Annotated in this window: 13 protein-coding genes and 1 other annotated feature (1 of these 14 only partly in view); of the genes, 8 read left to right on the plus strand and 5 right to left on the minus strand. The window is 38.3% G+C overall.

Translation table 11 applies throughout. The features are described from left to right. Positions 1 to 12: 12 nt before the first annotated feature. Both IGL49_RS00135 and mprF read left to right on the plus strand, forming a co-directional pair. Positions 13 to 393, plus strand: coding sequence for a RidA family protein (locus IGL49_RS00135; protein WP_104853916.1), 381 nt, complete (start codon positions 13 to 15; stop codon positions 391 to 393). Between the two features lie 193 nt (positions 394 to 586). Beyond that, the gene (gene mprF, locus IGL49_RS00140; RefSeq protein ID WP_104853917.1) at positions 587 to 3,178 is read left to right on the plus strand and encodes a bifunctional lysylphosphatidylglycerol flippase/synthetase MprF; all 2,592 of its coding nucleotides are present in this window, start codon (positions 587 to 589) and stop codon (positions 3,176 to 3,178) included. A gap of 35 nt (positions 3,179 to 3,213) precedes the next feature. On the opposite strand, the gene IGL49_RS00145 is transcribed toward mprF, so the two are convergent. The 3 genes from IGL49_RS00145 to IGL49_RS00155 form a co-directional block, all read right to left on the minus strand. After that, positions 3,214 to 5,829, minus strand: coding sequence for a YfhO family protein (locus IGL49_RS00145; RefSeq protein WP_104858738.1), 2,616 nt, complete (start codon positions 5,827 to 5,829; stop codon positions 3,214 to 3,216). Between the two features lie 543 nt (positions 5,830 to 6,372). Continuing rightward, complete coding sequence (locus IGL49_RS00150) at positions 6,373 to 6,882, minus strand: ClbS/DfsB family four-helix bundle protein (RefSeq protein WP_104853920.1); 510 nt, start codon at positions 6,880 to 6,882, stop codon at positions 6,373 to 6,375. 7 nt (positions 6,883 to 6,889) lie between these two features. Continuing rightward, entirely contained in the window at positions 6,890 to 7,357 is a 468-nt protein-coding gene (locus IGL49_RS00155) for a VOC family protein (RefSeq protein ID WP_104853921.1), read from the minus strand. 64 nt (positions 7,358 to 7,421) lie between these two features. Between IGL49_RS00155 and IGL49_RS00160 the strand changes: the two genes are divergently transcribed. Further along, positions 7,422 to 8,369, plus strand: coding sequence for a helix-turn-helix transcriptional regulator (locus tag IGL49_RS00160; RefSeq protein WP_162782667.1), 948 nt, complete (start codon positions 7,422 to 7,424; stop codon positions 8,367 to 8,369). A 91-nt stretch (positions 8,370 to 8,460) separates the two neighbouring features. Here the strand turns inward: IGL49_RS00160 and IGL49_RS00165 are convergent, their stop codons facing one another. Beyond that, positions 8,461 to 9,714 carry a glutamate-5-semialdehyde dehydrogenase gene (locus IGL49_RS00165; protein ID WP_104855075.1) on the minus strand — a complete coding sequence of 418 codons (1,254 nt, stop codon included), beginning with the start codon at positions 9,712 to 9,714 and terminating at the stop codon, positions 8,461 to 8,463. After that, positions 9,701 to 10,516, minus strand: coding sequence for a glutamate 5-kinase (gene proB, locus IGL49_RS00170; RefSeq protein ID WP_104855076.1), 816 nt, complete (start codon positions 10,514 to 10,516; stop codon positions 9,701 to 9,703). The genes IGL49_RS00165 and proB overlap by 14 nt, the downstream gene beginning before the upstream one ends. A 319-nt stretch (positions 10,517 to 10,835) precedes the next feature. On the opposite strand from proB, the gene IGL49_RS00175 reads away from it, so the two are divergent. From IGL49_RS00175 to gltX, 5 genes are all read left to right on the plus strand, one after another. After that, positions 10,836 to 11,321 (plus strand): dUTP diphosphatase, encoded by a 486-nt coding sequence (locus tag IGL49_RS00175; RefSeq protein ID WP_002361472.1) that lies wholly within the window; start codon positions 10,836 to 10,838, stop codon positions 11,319 to 11,321. A gap of 78 nt (positions 11,322 to 11,399) precedes the next feature. Further along, on the plus strand, positions 11,400 to 12,770 hold the full coding sequence (gene radA / locus IGL49_RS00180) for a DNA repair protein RadA (RefSeq protein WP_104855077.1): 1,371 nt from the start codon (positions 11,400 to 11,402) through the stop codon (positions 12,768 to 12,770). A gap of 100 nt (positions 12,771 to 12,870) precedes the next feature. Then, on the plus strand, positions 12,871 to 14,016 hold the full coding sequence (locus IGL49_RS00185; protein WP_002368622.1) for a PIN/TRAM domain-containing protein: 1,146 nt from the start codon (positions 12,871 to 12,873) through the stop codon (positions 14,014 to 14,016). Positions 14,017 to 14,034: 18 nt separating this feature from the next. Continuing rightward, entirely contained in the window at positions 14,035 to 14,508 is a 474-nt protein-coding gene (gene ispF / locus IGL49_RS00190) for a 2-C-methyl-D-erythritol 2,4-cyclodiphosphate synthase (RefSeq protein ID WP_002367570.1), read from the plus strand. Positions 14,509 to 14,560: 52 nt separating this feature from the next. Beyond that, positions 14,561 to 16,018, plus strand: coding sequence for a glutamate--tRNA ligase (gene gltX / locus IGL49_RS00195; RefSeq protein WP_104855078.1), 1,458 nt, complete (start codon positions 14,561 to 14,563; stop codon positions 16,016 to 16,018). Then, positions 16,017 to 16,189 (plus strand) — a binding site (T-box leader); it runs 34 nt beyond the window's last position. (Overlaps the previous gene by 2 nt.)

Genomic DNA, 16,189 nt, shown 5'->3' on the forward strand with positions numbered 1-16,189 from the left:
GGGGGAAAAGAAATGAAAACAATTAAAACAAATCAAGCACCACAAGCGATTGGGCCATACTCACAAGCAAAAATTGTGAATGGTTTATTGATTACTTCTGGTCAGATTCCACTAGATCCTGAAACAGGCAAGGTGGTTGGGACAACGATTAAAGAACAAACTAATCAAGTGCTGAAAAATATTCAAGGGCTTTTAACAGAAGCTGGTAGTGATTTCGCGCATGTAGTCAAAACGACATGCTATTTACAAAATATGGCGGATTTCCCGGCATTCAATGAAGTCTATGCTGAGTATTTTAGTGCGGAATATCCTGCACGCACAACGATTGAAATCTCTAAATTACCGATGGATGTGTTGGTAGAGATTGAGATTATCGCAGAAGTAGTGGCGTAAAAAATACAGTTAAAAGAGTGAGAAAAAAATCTAAGACGATTTTTTTCTCACTCTTTTTTTTTCAATAAAACAATACGATTCAGCCAAAATGTCTAGCCGTGCTGGAAAATTTTCAGCAAATAGGCTACCATGGAAGAAAATCGATAAAACGAAAGTTAAATGAATAGAAAAGAGATATGAAAGAGGCTATAAGATGAAAAAAAATATTAGCCAACTAACGCAGTGGTTGAAGGAACACAGTTTATTATTGAAACTAATTTTTCTTGGTTCTGTATTAGTTTTCGTGGCTAACCAAGTGACACATATCGCTCAAGGCATGACTTGGGCGGATATTTTTTCCACGATGGAACAACAAAGTACGGGTCGTTTAATTGGCATGGTCTTGGCAGGACTGTTAGGGGTTATTCCAATGCTCCTTTATGACTATGTAGTTGTTAAATTATTGGAAAAAGAAGGTAAGCCACCAATGAAACGAATGGATTGGTTAACTTCGGCTTGGGTCACCAATACCATTAACAATTTAGCGGGTTTTGGCGGAGTAGTTGGGGCAACGTTACGGATTAATTTTTACGGAAAAGATGTACCACGGGGCAAGGTTGTAGCAACGGTCTCAAAAGTTGCTCTGTTCTTGATTTCAGGGTTATCAATTTTATCTTTTGTGGCGTTCGTTGATTTATTTTTTATTCGAAACCAAAATGTTTTTCGTGAATATTGGGTTTGGTTATTATTGGGCAGTCTGATTGCGCCAGCGCTCTGGTTTTTCACGTATTTAAAACGGCGAACATTGTTTAAAACATTTTTTCCAAAAGCGGTGCTCCTTTTATTCGGCGCTTCATTAGGTCAATGGCTAGGTGGGATGTTTGCTTTCTTAATGATAGGTCGTTTGATGCAGGTGCCAGTTTCGATGGTTTCTGTCTACCCAATGTTTGTTATCGCCACGTTGATTGGGATGTTAACTATGGTTCCTGGCGGTATGGGAACGTTTGATGTGTTAATGATTTTGGGCTTATCACAATTAGGGATTGATCGATCACAAGCGGTCGTCTGGTTGTTGTATTATCGTTTGTTCTATTATGTGACGCCTTTTATGACAGGAGTTATTTTGTTCTTGCAACAAGCAGGCATGAAAGTCAACCAATTTTTTGATAATTTACCTCGGTTATTTTCACAAAAAGTAGCTCATTTTATTTTGGTGGCGGCGTTATATTTTGCAGGAATTATGATGGTTCTATTGTCGACTGTGACGAATTTGTCGAATGTCAGTCGTCTATTCCAAGTGTTACTTCCCTTCTCTTTTAATTTTTTAGATCAAACATTGAATTTATTTGTAGGATTCTTGTTATTAGGTTTAGCTCGAGGCATTTCTATGAAAGTGAAAAAAGCTTATTGGCCTACAATTATTTTACTAGGATTTTGTATTGTAAATACGGTGGCACGAACGACTTCGTGGCAGTTAATTGCTGTTTATGCTGTTATTTTATTGGCGGTTATTTTGGCTCGTAAAGAATTTTATCGTGAAAAGTTTGTTTATTCATGGGGCGCTTTAACGGTAGATAGTATTTTGTTTGGCTGCTTGTTTATCGGTTATGCGGTTGCTGGCTATTACGCCGCACGACCAGCTGGTGGCAATCAAGTTATCAATCACTTTTTGTTGTTTCCGTCAGATGATGTTTGGTTTAACGGATTGATTGGTTTAAGTATTTCCTTGATTGGTTTATTCTTTTTGTATCAATATTTAGCCGAAACAACTGTTACTTTAGGTGAGGGGTTTGAGAAAGCACGGTTGACACGCTTTTTGGAAAAATTTGGTGGCAACGAAGGCAGTCAATTTTTGTATTTAAAGGATTATGGCCATTTTTATTACCAAGAAGAAGGCGAAGATCAAGTACTTTTTGGGTTTCAAATGAAGTTTAATAAATGCTTTGTCTTGGCTGATCCGATTGGGCAACGAGAGAAATGGACCGCGGCGACACTGGCGTTTATGGATCAAGCTGATTTGTTAGGCTATCAATTAGTTTTTTATCGTATTTCGGAAGAATATGTTATGAATCTTCACGATTGCGGCTTTGAATTTATGAAAGTTGGGGAAGAAGGCTTGATTCAATTTGATGAGCCGTCAACAGTGAAGCAAACAGCCTGGACGGAAACAGTGACTGAAAAAATAGCAGCGGAAGCAGCAGATTTTCAGTTTGAATTTTATCCCGAAACGATTAGTGATGCCTTATATCAAGAGTTAGAACGAGTTTCTGCGGACTGGTCACGAAATCAAAAAGAGCGCTACTTTATTGGTGGTCGGTTGGATCCCGAGTACTTGAAATGTAGTAGCGTAGGCTTGGTGAGACAGAAACAAACGGTCATCGGTTTTATTACGGGAAAAGAAATGGAAAAAGGCAAAAGTATTTCGTATGATTTGTTACGTATTCGTTCAGAAGCACCTGCTTTTACTAGGGAATATTTGTTCACTCATTTTATTGAAACGTATCAACAGCAAGGCTATCAATTAATTGATATTGGGATGGCGCCGTTGGCCAATGTAGGTGAGAGCAAGTACTCTTTCTTAAAAGAACGCTTTGTTAATATTTTTTACAAGTATAGTTATCAAATTTATGCGTTTCAAGATACACGCAAGCGCAAAGAACAATATGTCACTAGTTGGCAACCTCGTTATTTTGCTTATCCTAAGCGGACCAGTGTGCTCTTTGCTTTTGTGCAACTTTCCTTGTTGATTACGAAAGGAAGACATCAAAGTGTTTCGCTTGTGGAAGAAGCAATGACTGAAATTTAAAAAATCACGCGATGACTTAGCCATCGCGTGATTTTTTATTTGTCTTCTTTTTTACGGTTTCGTCTAGCAGGAATCAAGGTTACGTAGGCAACGAAACCACCAGTACATAGAATGAATAACACGATGCCAGGAATCAATCCTTCTGGTAAATAAGAGAATTGAATAGTATGGGTTCCAGCGCTGACAGGAACACTTAGAAAGGCATCTTTAAAGGCTTTTGGGGTCACTTTTTTGCCATCAATTTTGACACGCCAACCTTTGTCATAAGGAATTGTAGTGACGAGTACTTGATCTTTGTCGGCGGTAAAGGTACCTGAAGCAGAGCGTTTGCCAGTGGTTAAATCAACGCCTTTTTCTTGCACGGCGGAAATGGCTTTTTCAAATGCATTGGTATTTAAGCCAACCACTTGCGGCTGGACAAAACTTACTGCTTTGGTTCCATAAAAACTTACTTTGAAGTTAACGGTTGTATCTTTTGGATAGTAGCCTAAATTATAATATTGGCCCGTAATACCAATTTGTGATTGCTGACTTGAGCCGTTCACGGTGACCGTCGTAGTGGAACTTTCCAATTGAGCAAAATCTGTTGGGAATAAACTCAAATAAGCTTGCGTATTGGCGGGCACATTGACTGTATAAGAAATCTCTTTGGCTACGTTATGTTGTTTCTCCGTAAAAGTTACGCCAGCTGTATTTTGCGTAATTGTCACGTTATTTTGAAGCGTCATCGTTGGTTGATAAAAGGTAAAATACCGTTCATTGGTATTGGCTAAAGCATTTAGTAAATTTGTTTGACTACCTAAATTATCATTGAGAGGTTGCCGAACATTGTAAATCTCTTTGTCTGCTAAAAATCCTAACGGCAAAGCATTTTCGTTACGATAAAGCTGATATTTACCAGCAGCAGCTTGTCGCTCAAAGCCGAATTTCATTGGATTATTTTCAGCAATATTGTATTTAATGCCCATCAAAGCATCCATTAACAAGGTATTATTTTGGTAACGAATATTTAAATTCGTGCCTCGCGAGCGGAAACCTAAGGCGTTTAGGTATGTTGAAGAATGTCGGTTCCGCACGGAAGAAAACATGCTAATGCCACTGTAGCCATAGTTAATGCCGTCATTGGCCGAAACACCATTTAAATTTTCTAAGCGGTAAAAGGTATCATTTTCTTTTTTTGTTTGATCGACTAGATTTTTTAAGTCAGGATAAGGTTCAGAATACAAACTACGTGATGCGTAGTTCCAATCATCTAAAATACCAGTGACCATCGCCCGTGTATTAATGATTGCTTCACCAGAAACGAGCAGCAATAACAATATCACTAAGTATTGCATAGGCGCTTTTTTCAATTGATAAAAAGCAATCCCGAAAAAGTATAATAGTAAAAAAGTTGCCGTTAATACGAAAGAGGTTAAAGTCACATACGTATAACTAGTAGCACCTTTTGTGCCCATTGCAAGAGCAAAAATTGCTAAAAGAATCAAAATCAAGCCGCTTAAGACGCCGAGATCATCCTTTTCAAATTTTTCCCAACCATAACCAGCAAGCAAAATAACTAGGAATGAAAAGAGAAAACTATAGCGGAAAAGAAACATGTTCGGCGCATGCATGCCGTGCCAGAATAAATTTAGTGGCGTGATGTAAAAGCTAGCAATCAAGAGGACAAACAAGCTACCAAAAAGTAGTTTGTTTTTCAATGGGACTTCTTTCGTAACGAAATAGAAGAGACAGAAAATCAAAGGCAACAACCCAATGTAAATAAAAGGAATGGACCCATATTTGGTTGTATCGTAAACGCCAATCATATTTTTCATAATAATATCTAAAAAGGCAGTCGCTTCTGTTTTAAAGGTTGTAATTTCAGAAAGAGTTTCACCATTGGTTCGTAAATCTAAGACAGCAGGTAAGACCATAATCATGGATGCTCCACCAGCTAAAAGAGAAGTAGTAAAATACGCAACGATTCGAGATTTATAACGTTGCCAGTCTGTAAACGTTCGTGCAAAATAGTACAGGAAGGAAAACAACCCAATCATAAAGCCAAAATAATAATTTGTAATAAAAAGCAAGAAATAACTGACAAACAATAACGTCGGCTTTCGTTGGTCCATTAAACGATGAATTCCTAAAATTACGAGTGGCAGATAAATAAAGGCATCTAGCCACATAATTAATTCTGAATGGGCCACAATGAAGGACATTAGTGCATAAGAGACACTTAAAGTCACATGGGACCATTTTGGAATCTTAAAGGTTTGTTTTGCCAAGAACCAAAAACTCAAGCCAGCACTCCCAATTTTCAATAACGTTAGGAAATAGAGCGCATCAGGCATGTTCTGATTGTTAAAGAACACGACGAGCGGCGTAAATAAGCCACCAAGATAATAGGAAATTAAGGACAAGTAGTTTAGTCCCAAAGAAGCATTCCACGTGTAGAAAATACTTTGTTTTCCATGAAGAACATTGTTAAAGCTTGCGTGAAAATTTGAAAATTGAGAAAAGGCATCGCTGGCTAAAATACTGCGACTACTTCCTGGATAAATCCCAATACTCAAATAGATAATTGCCATAATTAAAAATGGAATGAAGAAACTGGCTAACATATAAGGCCAGTTGTTTTTTAAAAACTGCCTACTTTTATTTTTCATAAATAACCTCACCTGATTTTTCGAAAGTACCTATAGTTTATCATACTCTTTATTTGATGTACCAATAGAAGAAAAACTTTAAAATTTTATTAGGATCCTAAGGGTGGAGTGAAGAATAATTAGGAGTAAGGGATCGACATTCAAATGCTAAATCATCAGATTAAACAACGAATATTCTCCGAAAAATTGCTGAAAACGCCCTGTGGATAACTTTGTGCATAACTCTGTTGAAAACCACAAAAAAGCTTTTTATCTCGGTTTATCCACAAGGATAAGTTTTCGAGTTGCTAAAAAAATTCGACATAAGTTCAGAAGTCCTGCTTGCTAAAAGTAAAGGAACCACTAAAGTTGAAAGAAGATGAAAACGTTATTAAAACAACGTTTTCATCTTCTTTTTTCTAGAATTGGCAAGGATTTGATGGCGAATAAGTAAGTGTTGTGGAAAAGTTTTTTGGAAAAAATAAGAAATTTCATCCACAAAGTTTTCTGTGGAGAATTTAAAAATGCTTGTCAAACTTTTTTTGAAAAAATGTGGATAACTTTTTAAAGACACACTTTTTTCCATTTGCGAATTTGCGTTCGGAAACTAGTAAAAGGGGCAACGCTATTAATGTGAATCCATTTCCAAAGAGGCCATTGTGCTTTGGTAGTCGCCCAAGCCCGTTGTTGAGGTAAAAATAATTCGTCTTCGGAAAGCGAGTCAATCCAATGAAGTAATTTTTCTAAGATGTCTTGCAACGCAATCAGCTGACTTTCTAAACTCATTTGTCCATAGGTTTGATAAAATGATTGATAGAGAGCGCCCAGTTGATTCCATTTATAGCCTTCAGCTGGGGTTTGAACGGTCAGACCACGTTGTTCTTGTTCTTCCCAAGAAAGCAGCAAGTTGAGCCAACCTAATTGATAGGCTAAGTTCTCTGAAGGTGTTTTAGCTACTGTTTCAATTCGGTGATCTTTAAGTGTTTCAGGAATTTCTGCAAATTCAGCTAAATATTTTGTTGAAGCTATTTGAATGGCCTCAATCAAGGCTTCTTTTGATTCATAGGTTCGCATTCTTCGGCTAACGTCCTTTCTTGGTAGGATCTGCTTGTTTTTCTTGAGTAATTTGAGTGACTAAACCAAAAGGATCTTTCACAATCGCATAAAATGTTGCAAATTCATTTTCAATTGGTTCTTGGATAATACAGGATTCGGGATGGCGCGTGAGTTTTTCAAAAATTGTTTTGGCAGAGTGACGGCTGTCGACGGTTAAGCTGAGGGTCAATTGTTCTGTGGGCGTGGTATTCATTCCTGCAAACAAAGGATTATCAGCTAGTTGTAATTGAAAAGTGTCCATTTGTAAAATCGAGTGAGAAAGCCAGTGTTCTTCGCCAGCGGGAATGGTCAAAGAAGGATTTAAGCGCTCTTTAAATTCTTGATTAGTAATTTTAAAAAGAATATCACCAGCAAAGGCTTCTTGGTAAAACGTCAAGGCTTCCGTTGCTCGTCCATTTAAGACCATAAAAAGGGCAAATTGTGTGTTTTTCATTGTTTGAACCTCCTAAGATTGATAAGATAAGCATAACAATAAAAGGTATCAAAAAGTGACACCGATGGAGGGAAAAATGAAAAAATCAGAACGTTTAAATCAGGAACTTTTTTTCTTGAGAACCCATCCTCAGTTTAATTTAAATCAGTTAATGAAAACTTTTGGGATTTCTAAAAGCACAGCTTTGCGGGATATTGAAGCTTTGGAAAACTTAGGCGTACCGCTATATGTGGAGAATGGTCGTTATGGTGGCTATCGAGTTTTAAACAAACCGTTGTTGCCACCGATTTATTTTAATGAAAATGAAGTGTTAGCGCTCTTTTTTTCGTTACAATTACTGAAATTAGTCGCAGAGTCACCGTTTGGTCATTCCTATCAGCAAATTCAGCAAAAATTATTGCATTCTTTAGATGAACCAACCCAATTTAAAATCAGTCAAATGAGTAAGGTTGTCTATTACGAAGGAATTGAACAAGTAGAAGCACCAGGCAATTTAGAGCGGCTGTTTCATTGTATTTTGGCGCAACAAGTAATTCAGTTTAACTATACCAGATATGAAGCAACAACGAAAAAAATCTTACCAACCCGGTTAACTATTTTAGAAGGGTATTGGTATTGTTCAGGCTATGATGTGACTAAAAAGGTTTGGCGTACTTACCGCTGTGATTTTATGGAGGCTATTCAGCAGTTAAACCAAACACTGGATTTTACGACTGAAGAACTGAAAGAATCGTATCGTCAGCAACAAACGACGGCACGTACGATGCCATTTAAAGCAATCATTACAGAAAAAGGCAGAGAATTTTTTTATAAACATCGCTTTGACAATATTCAGTTGGAAGAAACGCCCACGCAGTGTTTTTTAGTTGGACAGATTCATCCAACAGAAACACAATTTTTAGCCAACTATTTTATGGGCTTTGGTGAAGAAGTAACAATTTTAGAGCCAGTTCAAGTGAAACAAGCGTATGTAGAAAGTATAATGAGGATTCAAAAAAAATATGAAGAATAGATTGTGGAACTGTGAACAATTCCATGTGTAAAAATGCACATTGGAGAGGAGAAAGAAAAACCCTTGATTTTTAAATCAAGGGTTTTTCTTTCTAAGAACGTGCTTGCCCATTTCCATAAATAACATATTTTGTCGAAGTCAGCTCTGCTAAGCCCATAGGTCCACGGGCATGTAGTTTTTGCGTACTAATGCCGATTTCGGCGCCAAAACCAAATTCAAAACCGTCCGTGAAGCGAGTAGAAGCATTCGCATAAACAGCGGCCGCATCGACTTGTTGTAAAAATTGTTGTGTGGCAAAGTAATTATCACTAATAATACTTTCAGAATGTTTTGTATTGTAGCGATTAATATGATAGATGGCTTCGTCTAAAGAATCAACGACTTTCACTGCTAAGATAAAGTCGAGAAATTCCGTTTCCCAATCTTGTTCAGTCGCTGGAATGGCTTCTTCAAAAATTGCTAACGCACGTTCATCTGCCCGAAGTTCCACGTGAAACTCCTTCAAGGCTTTTTCAATTGTTGGTAAAAAGGCTTCAGCAACTTCTTGATGAATTAATAACGTTTCGGCGGCGTTACAGACAGAAGGACGTTGGCATTTAGCATTGACAATAATTTCAGTTGCCATTGTTAACTGGGCGTCTTTGTCCACGTAAATATGACAATTGCCTGTTCCTGTTTCAATAACAGGAACAGTGGCTGTTGTCAAAACAGTTTTGATTAAGTTGGCGCCGCCACGTGGAATGAGGACATCCAAGTAGTCATTTAAGCGCATAAGTTGCTGGGCTGTTTCTCTAGAAGTATCATCAACAAATTGAATGAGATGGGGAGAAACGGCTTCTTGTATTAGCGCTTCTTGTAAAATTGTCACCAATATCTGATTGGAGTGAAACGCTTCTTTTCCGCCCCGAAGAATAACAGCATTTCCCGATTTAAAACAAAGGCTAGCGGCATCTGTTGTCACGTTTGGCCGCGATTCATAAATGATACCAATAACACCTAAAGGCACACGTTGTTGCCCAATTAACAGCCCCGCTTCATTGCGCCACATTTTATCTACTTCCCCAATTGGATCTGGTAAAGTAGCAACTTGGCGTATACCCTCGGCCATCGCTGTGATTCGTTCTTCTGTTAAACGTAAGCGGTCTTGCATTGTTTCAGAAATTCCGTGGGTAGCGGCTTGCTCTAAATCTAATGTGTTTGCTTGTAAAATGCGGGGCGCATTGGCTTCAATGGCTGCGGCCATTTTGTTTAACAATGAATTTTTTTGACGAGTATCCATCAAGCCTAGCGTATAAGAGGCTTCTTTGGCTTGTTGCCCCAGTTGTTTTAAATCAGTCACTTTCAGGCCCTCCTTTAATAAATAACGTACCGATATCTTTTCCTTCTAAAATTTCAAAGATGATTTTTGGCTGTTTTCCGTTTGCTAAAATCATCGCCTGTTGATTAGCTAACACACGTTCGGCAGCTTTTAATTTACTAGACATTCCACCAGTGCCAAAGCGGCTCCCTTTTCCGCCAGCTATTTGGAACAAGTCTTCATTAATTTCATTGATTTCAGAAAATAACGTGGCTTCTTTATTGACAGTAGGGTTGTCTGAAAAGAAACCATCAATATCTGATAACATAACTAACAAGTCAGCTTGAACAATTTGGCAGACAATGGCTGACAATTGATCGTTATCCCCAAACTTGGTTAAGTGGTCTAATTCTTCAATTGCGACAGTATCATTTTCATTAACGATAGGAATAATATTCATTTTTAGCAGTTGTTCAAAAGTATTGGTAACATTATTGCGACTTTCAGGGTATTCAATAACATCACGAGTTAATAAAACTTGTGCCATTTGTTGGCTATAGGTTGAAAACCGCTGATTATAAATGTTCATTAATTCTGCTTGGCCGACTGCAGCGACTGCCTGTTGTTCTGGAATTGTCGTTGGGCGCACAGATAGATTTAATTTATTCAGTCCGACACCAATTGCGCCAGAAGAAACTAAAATAATCTCTTTGCCTTGGTTGCTTAAATCACTCAAAGTAAAGGCTAATTGATCAATTGCTTTTAAGTTAATATTGCCATTGGGATAAATCAGAGAACTGGTTCCGACTTTGATCACAATTCGTTTGGCCTGTTGGAGTTTGTTTCTCATAAGTGCCTCGTTTCTTTTTACAGTAAAATTTGACACTCATTATAACAAAATCAGCGGCTACTAGAAAGTGCTAAATAATGAATAGTAAAGAAAGTTTAATGAAAGTGTGAACTTTTTGAGGGAATCTTGGGACTTTTTGGGATTTGGTCTGTTTATTTTAAGAGAAGATGATAGACTAAAAGAAGGAAAATAAACAAAAATTCTTCTCTTTTTTGCGTAGTCTAGATTAACTGGGCTTTTAGAAATGAGAAACTTACTAAAAACAACCAGAGTATCAGAGATTATGGTAAAATAGGAGTAGTTTAGACAGTAGGGGAGAATGAATATGAAACAACGTGGTTTTGAGATTATTTCTAAGTATCAAGAAGAGGGCTTGAGTGTCCCACAACGAGCAACAAAAGGTGCCGCTGGGTATGATTTTCAAGCAGCCGAAACGGTTGTTGTACCAAGTCTTTGGAAGTTACAACAAGCTGGAGAAAATCCCAAACCAATTTTAGTTAAAACAGGAATTAAGGCGTATATGCCTGATTCTGAATATTTAGAATTGGTGAGTCGTTCTTCGAACCCGCTAAAACGGTTCCTACTTTTAGCGAATGGTGTTGGAGTCATTGACAGTGATTATTATAATAACGAGAATAATGAGGGGCATATCATGTTCCAATTTTTAAACTTTGGATATGAAGATGTTGTCATTGAAAAAGGTGAACGAATTGGCCAAGGGATTTTTAAGCCATTTTTATTAGCAGATGATGACCAAGTCGAGGCAGAAAGAACGGGCGGTTTTGGTTCGTCTGGACAAAAATAAAGACCATTTTTTCAGTAGGCAACGTTATTCAAACCATTTAATAAATGTTAAAATAAACAACAGATAAGGAGATTCTACATGGCAAAAAAAGCAAAAGTTCAATTTGAATGTCAAAGCTGTGGGTATGTGTCTCCAAAATATCTCGGCCGCTGTCCTAATTGCGGGCAATGGAATTCGATGGTGGAAGAGGTTATTCAAGATACTTCTGATCGTCGTGCTAGAGTAAGTTTGACTGGTAAAAAGACACAACCACAACGGCTATCTGAAGTCGTACCTAAAAAAGAGCCCCGTGTAAAAACCGAGTTAGCGGAGCTGAATCGTGTTTTAGGTGGTGGCGTTGTTCCAGGTTCATTAGTTTTAATCGGTGGCGATCCCGGAATTGGTAAGTCAACATTGCTCTTACAAGTATCGCAACAATTAGCAGCCACAGGTGGCACGGTTTTATATGTTTCTGGTGAAGAAAGTGCTGAGCAAATTAAATTACGAGCGGAGCGTTTAGGCACCGTCAACGAGACATTTTACTTATACGCAGAAACAGATATGCACGAAATATCACGAGCCATTGAAAAATTAGAACCAGATTATGTCATTATTGACTCGATTCAAACAATGACGCAGCCAGATGTTACCAGCGTTGCTGGTAGTGTCAGTCAGGTCCGAGAAACAACTGCCGAATTATTGAAACTGGCAAAAACGAATGGAATTGCCATTTTTATTGTCGGACACGTAACGAAGGAAGGGTCTATCGCAGGGCCACGGATGTTGGAACATATGGTAGACACGGTTCTTTATTTTGAAGGAGATAAGCATCACACCTTTAGAATCTTACGGGCTGTCAAAAATCGGTTTGGCTCAACGAATGAGATTGGTATTTTTGAAATGCAGACACATGGATTGGTTGAAGTTATGAATCCTTCTCAGGTCTTTTTAGAAGAACGTTTAGAAGGAGCCACCGGGTCTTCAATTGTGGTAGCAATGGAAGGTTCACGCCCTATTTTGGTGGAAATCCAAGCGTTAGTTACCCCAACGATGTTTGGCAATGCCAAGCGAACGACCACCGGGTTGGACTTTAATCGCGTTTCTTTAATCATGGCGGTTTTAGAAAAACGGGCAGGTCTTTTGTTACAAAACCAAGATGCGTACCTAAAAGCTGCTGGTGGAGTCAAAATTAATGAACCAGCCATTGATTTAGCGTTAGCAATCAGTATTGCTTCTAGCTATAAAGAAAAAGGAACCTCATCTTCGGAATGTTTCATTGGTGAGATTGGTTTGACTGGTGAAATCCGCCGCGTGAATAGTATTGAACAACGAGTGCGTGAAGCGCAAAAACTAGGCTTTACAAAGGTCTATGTCCCTAAAAATAACCTTGGTGGCTGGGAAGCGCCTGAAGGTATTGAAATTATTGGCGTTTCAACAATTGGTGAAACGTTAAGAAAAGTTTTTAAATAATGAAAGTAGAAATAATCCGTTTAGTTTGTTGGTGGCGTATGATTTTTATACGCCCCACAACACTAGACGTCTTTATTAAATAAACGAGGAGGATGGCTATATGCAAAAACGAATCATCACGTTGCTGATGATCATTGCTGGTGCAAGTTTAGGAATTTCTCTTTTCCCAATGGCTTGGGAAATGGCTAAGCAAGGCAATAACAGTTGGTTAAACAATAACTTTACGAACGGATTAATCGGTGCAATTATTTTCTTTATTTTATCTTTAGGGTTAGCAAAGTATATTGTTTCCGCTGTCAAAAAAATCGAAGCAGCTTTAAATGAAATGAGTTTAACCTATTTATTATTTGGAAGTATTGGTGCCATCATTGGTTTAACAATTGGCGTCATTATCTCCATTCCCATGTACAACTTACAAATTCCTGTCGTGAATAGTTTACTGCCAATTCTAGTTATGATTATTCTGGGTTACTTAGGTTTTCGAATGGGAACAACACGGATTGAGGAGTGGAAAAAAGTTTTTACACCTCGCCAAAAGAAAGCAAATACGGAAGACACCGAAGGACAAATGTTGGAACGTAAAGTGGAAGACAACTTCCATAAATACAAAATTTTAGACACCAGTGTCATCATTGATGGCAGAATCTACGATATCGCTAAAACGGGCTTTTTAGAAGGTGTTTTGCTCATCCCTAACTTTGTTTTATATGAATTACAATACATTGCTGATTCTGGAGACAGTTTAAAACGGGTGAGAGGTCGTCGTGGCTTAGATATTTTAAACGCTTTACAAAAAGAAGAAGGTATCTCCGTTGAGATGTATGACGGAGATTTCGAGGATATCTCTGAAGTAGACAGTAAATTAATCAAATTAGCAAAATTATTAGATGGCGTGGTTGTGACCAATGACTACAACTTAAACAAAGTCTCTGAATTTCAAAATGTGCCTGTTTTAAACATTAATGCCTTAGCTAATGCTGTGAAACCAGTGGTGATTCCAGGTGAAACGATGAATGTGATGGTTGTAAAAGCCGGAACAGAGCGTCAACAAGGGGTCGCTTACTTAGATGATGGCACAATGGTTGTGGTAGAAGATGGCCAGCATTACATGAATGAGCAAATCGAAGTGGTCGTTACAAGTGCTTTACAAACCGCAGCTGGACGTATGATTTTTGCCAAACCGGCGCATGCGGGTCGCGGGATTAATGATCGCAAGGATAACCATCCTAAAAACGATAAAAATTAAGCAAAGCGAGGACTTAGTATGATTCGAATTGGTCAAGGTTTTGATGTTCATCAATTAGTTCCGCAACGACCTTTAATTATTGGTGGGGTTACTCTTCCTTATGAAAAAGGTCTGTTAGGTCACTCAGATGCCGATGTTTTAACACATGCAATTATTGATGCAATCCTTGGTGCCGCTGGTCTGGGTGATATTGGACAACTGTTTCCCGAAACCGATCCGCAGTTCAAAAATGCGAATTCTGTAAACTTATTAAAAAAAGTAAATGAAAAAGTTGGGCGGTCGGGCTTTACTATTGGCAATATTGATTGTACAATTTTAGCGGAAGAGCCAAAGATGAGCCCATACTTGGCAGAGATGAAAAAGAATCTAGCCGCGAGTTGCCACTTAGCAGTCACACAAGTGAACATTAAGGCAACGACCATGGAAACGATGGGCTTTGTTGGTAAAAAAGAAGGAATCGGCGCAATTGCCGTTGCTTTATTGGAAAAATAACTGAAAACGACGTTAAACCGTCTGTTTTTAAAAAATGGAAAGAGGAATGAACATGACGAAAGTTCGTGTGCGTTACGCACCAAGTCCAACTGGACACTTGCACATTGGAAATGCAAGAACCGCATTATTTAACTACTTATTTGCCCGCCACAATGACGGAGAATTTATCATTCGTATCGAGGATACCGACCAAAAACGGAACATCGAAGACGGCGAGAAAAGTCAGTTGGAAAACTTAGCATGGTTAGGGATGGAATGGGATGAATCACCTGCTCATCCGGGAGAATATGGTCCATATCGTCAATCAGAACGTAAAGAAATTTACCAACCATTGATTGATCAATTATTAAGTAGCAATCGTGCGTATAAGTGTTATTGTACGCCAGAAGAATTAGAAGCAGAACGTGAAGCACAACAAGCTCGTGGTGAAATGCCTCACTACGCAGGCACTTGTGCGAATTTAACACCTTCTGAACAAGCAGCCAAAGAAGCGGCTGGTCTAGAACCAGTGATTCGCTTCCGTGTGCCACGTAACACAGAATACAAATTTGATGACATCGTGAAAGGTGAAATTACTTTTGAGTCAGATAACATTGGTGGCGATTTTGTCATTCAAAAACGCGATGGGATGCCAACGTATAACTTTGCCGTTGCAGTAGATGATCACTTAATGAAAATTTCTCACGTTTTACGTGGCGATGATCACATTGCGAACACACCAAAACAATTAATGATTTACGAAGCGTTTGAATGGACACCACCTGTCTTTGGCCATATGACCTTAATCATTAATTCAGAAACTGGCAAAAAATTGAGCAAACGTGATGAAACAATTTTACAATTTATTGAACAATACCGTGAATTAGGTTACTTACCAGAAGCCATGTTCAACTTTATTGCTTTACTAGGATGGTCTCCTGTTGGCGAAGAAGAAATCTTCTCACAAGAAGACTTGATTAAATTGTTTGATGAACAACGCTTAAGCAAGTCACCAGCGGCCTTTGATGCGAAAAAATTAGAATGGATTAACAATCAATACATGAAACAAATGGACTTAGGTGAACTAACTGATATGTGTCTTCCTTATTTAGTCGCTGACGGTCGTGTTGAAGAAAATCCATCTCCTGAAAAAATCGAATGGTTAAAACAATTAGTTAGTTTGTATCAACCACAAATGAGTTATGCAGCTGAAATTGTGGAACTATCAAACTTGTTCTTTAATGAACATCCAGTTTTAGATGATGCTGCGAAAGAATTCTTGCAAGGAGAAACAGTGCCAACTGTGTTACATGCGTTTAAAGAACAATTAGAAGCCTTGGACGTTTTCGATGTCCCAAGTATTAAAGCAGCGATTAAAGCCGTCCAAAAAGAAACCGGCGTTAAAGGCAAAAACTTGTTTATGCCAATTCGAATTGCTGTTTCTGGACAAATGCATGGTCCTGAATTAGGCGAAACTATCGAATTATTAGGCAAAGAAAAAGCATTAGATCATTTAAATAAAGTGTTATAAAAACACAAAGAATAGAAGAAGTAGACAATCAGATGGATTTCAGAGACGCTGTGGGTGGTGAGAACAGCGAGCATCTTTTGTCGAAATGCATCTATGAGTGGCTTTGGTGAAAAAAGTAACCGAAGACGTCGGCAGGCGTTAACTGTATCGAGGCAAGAGCTAGTTCTTGTG

The organism is Enterococcus sp. DIV1337a (genome assembly GCF_051712285.1).
GTDB lineage: Bacteria > Bacillota > Bacilli > Lactobacillales > Enterococcaceae > Enterococcus > Enterococcus faecalis.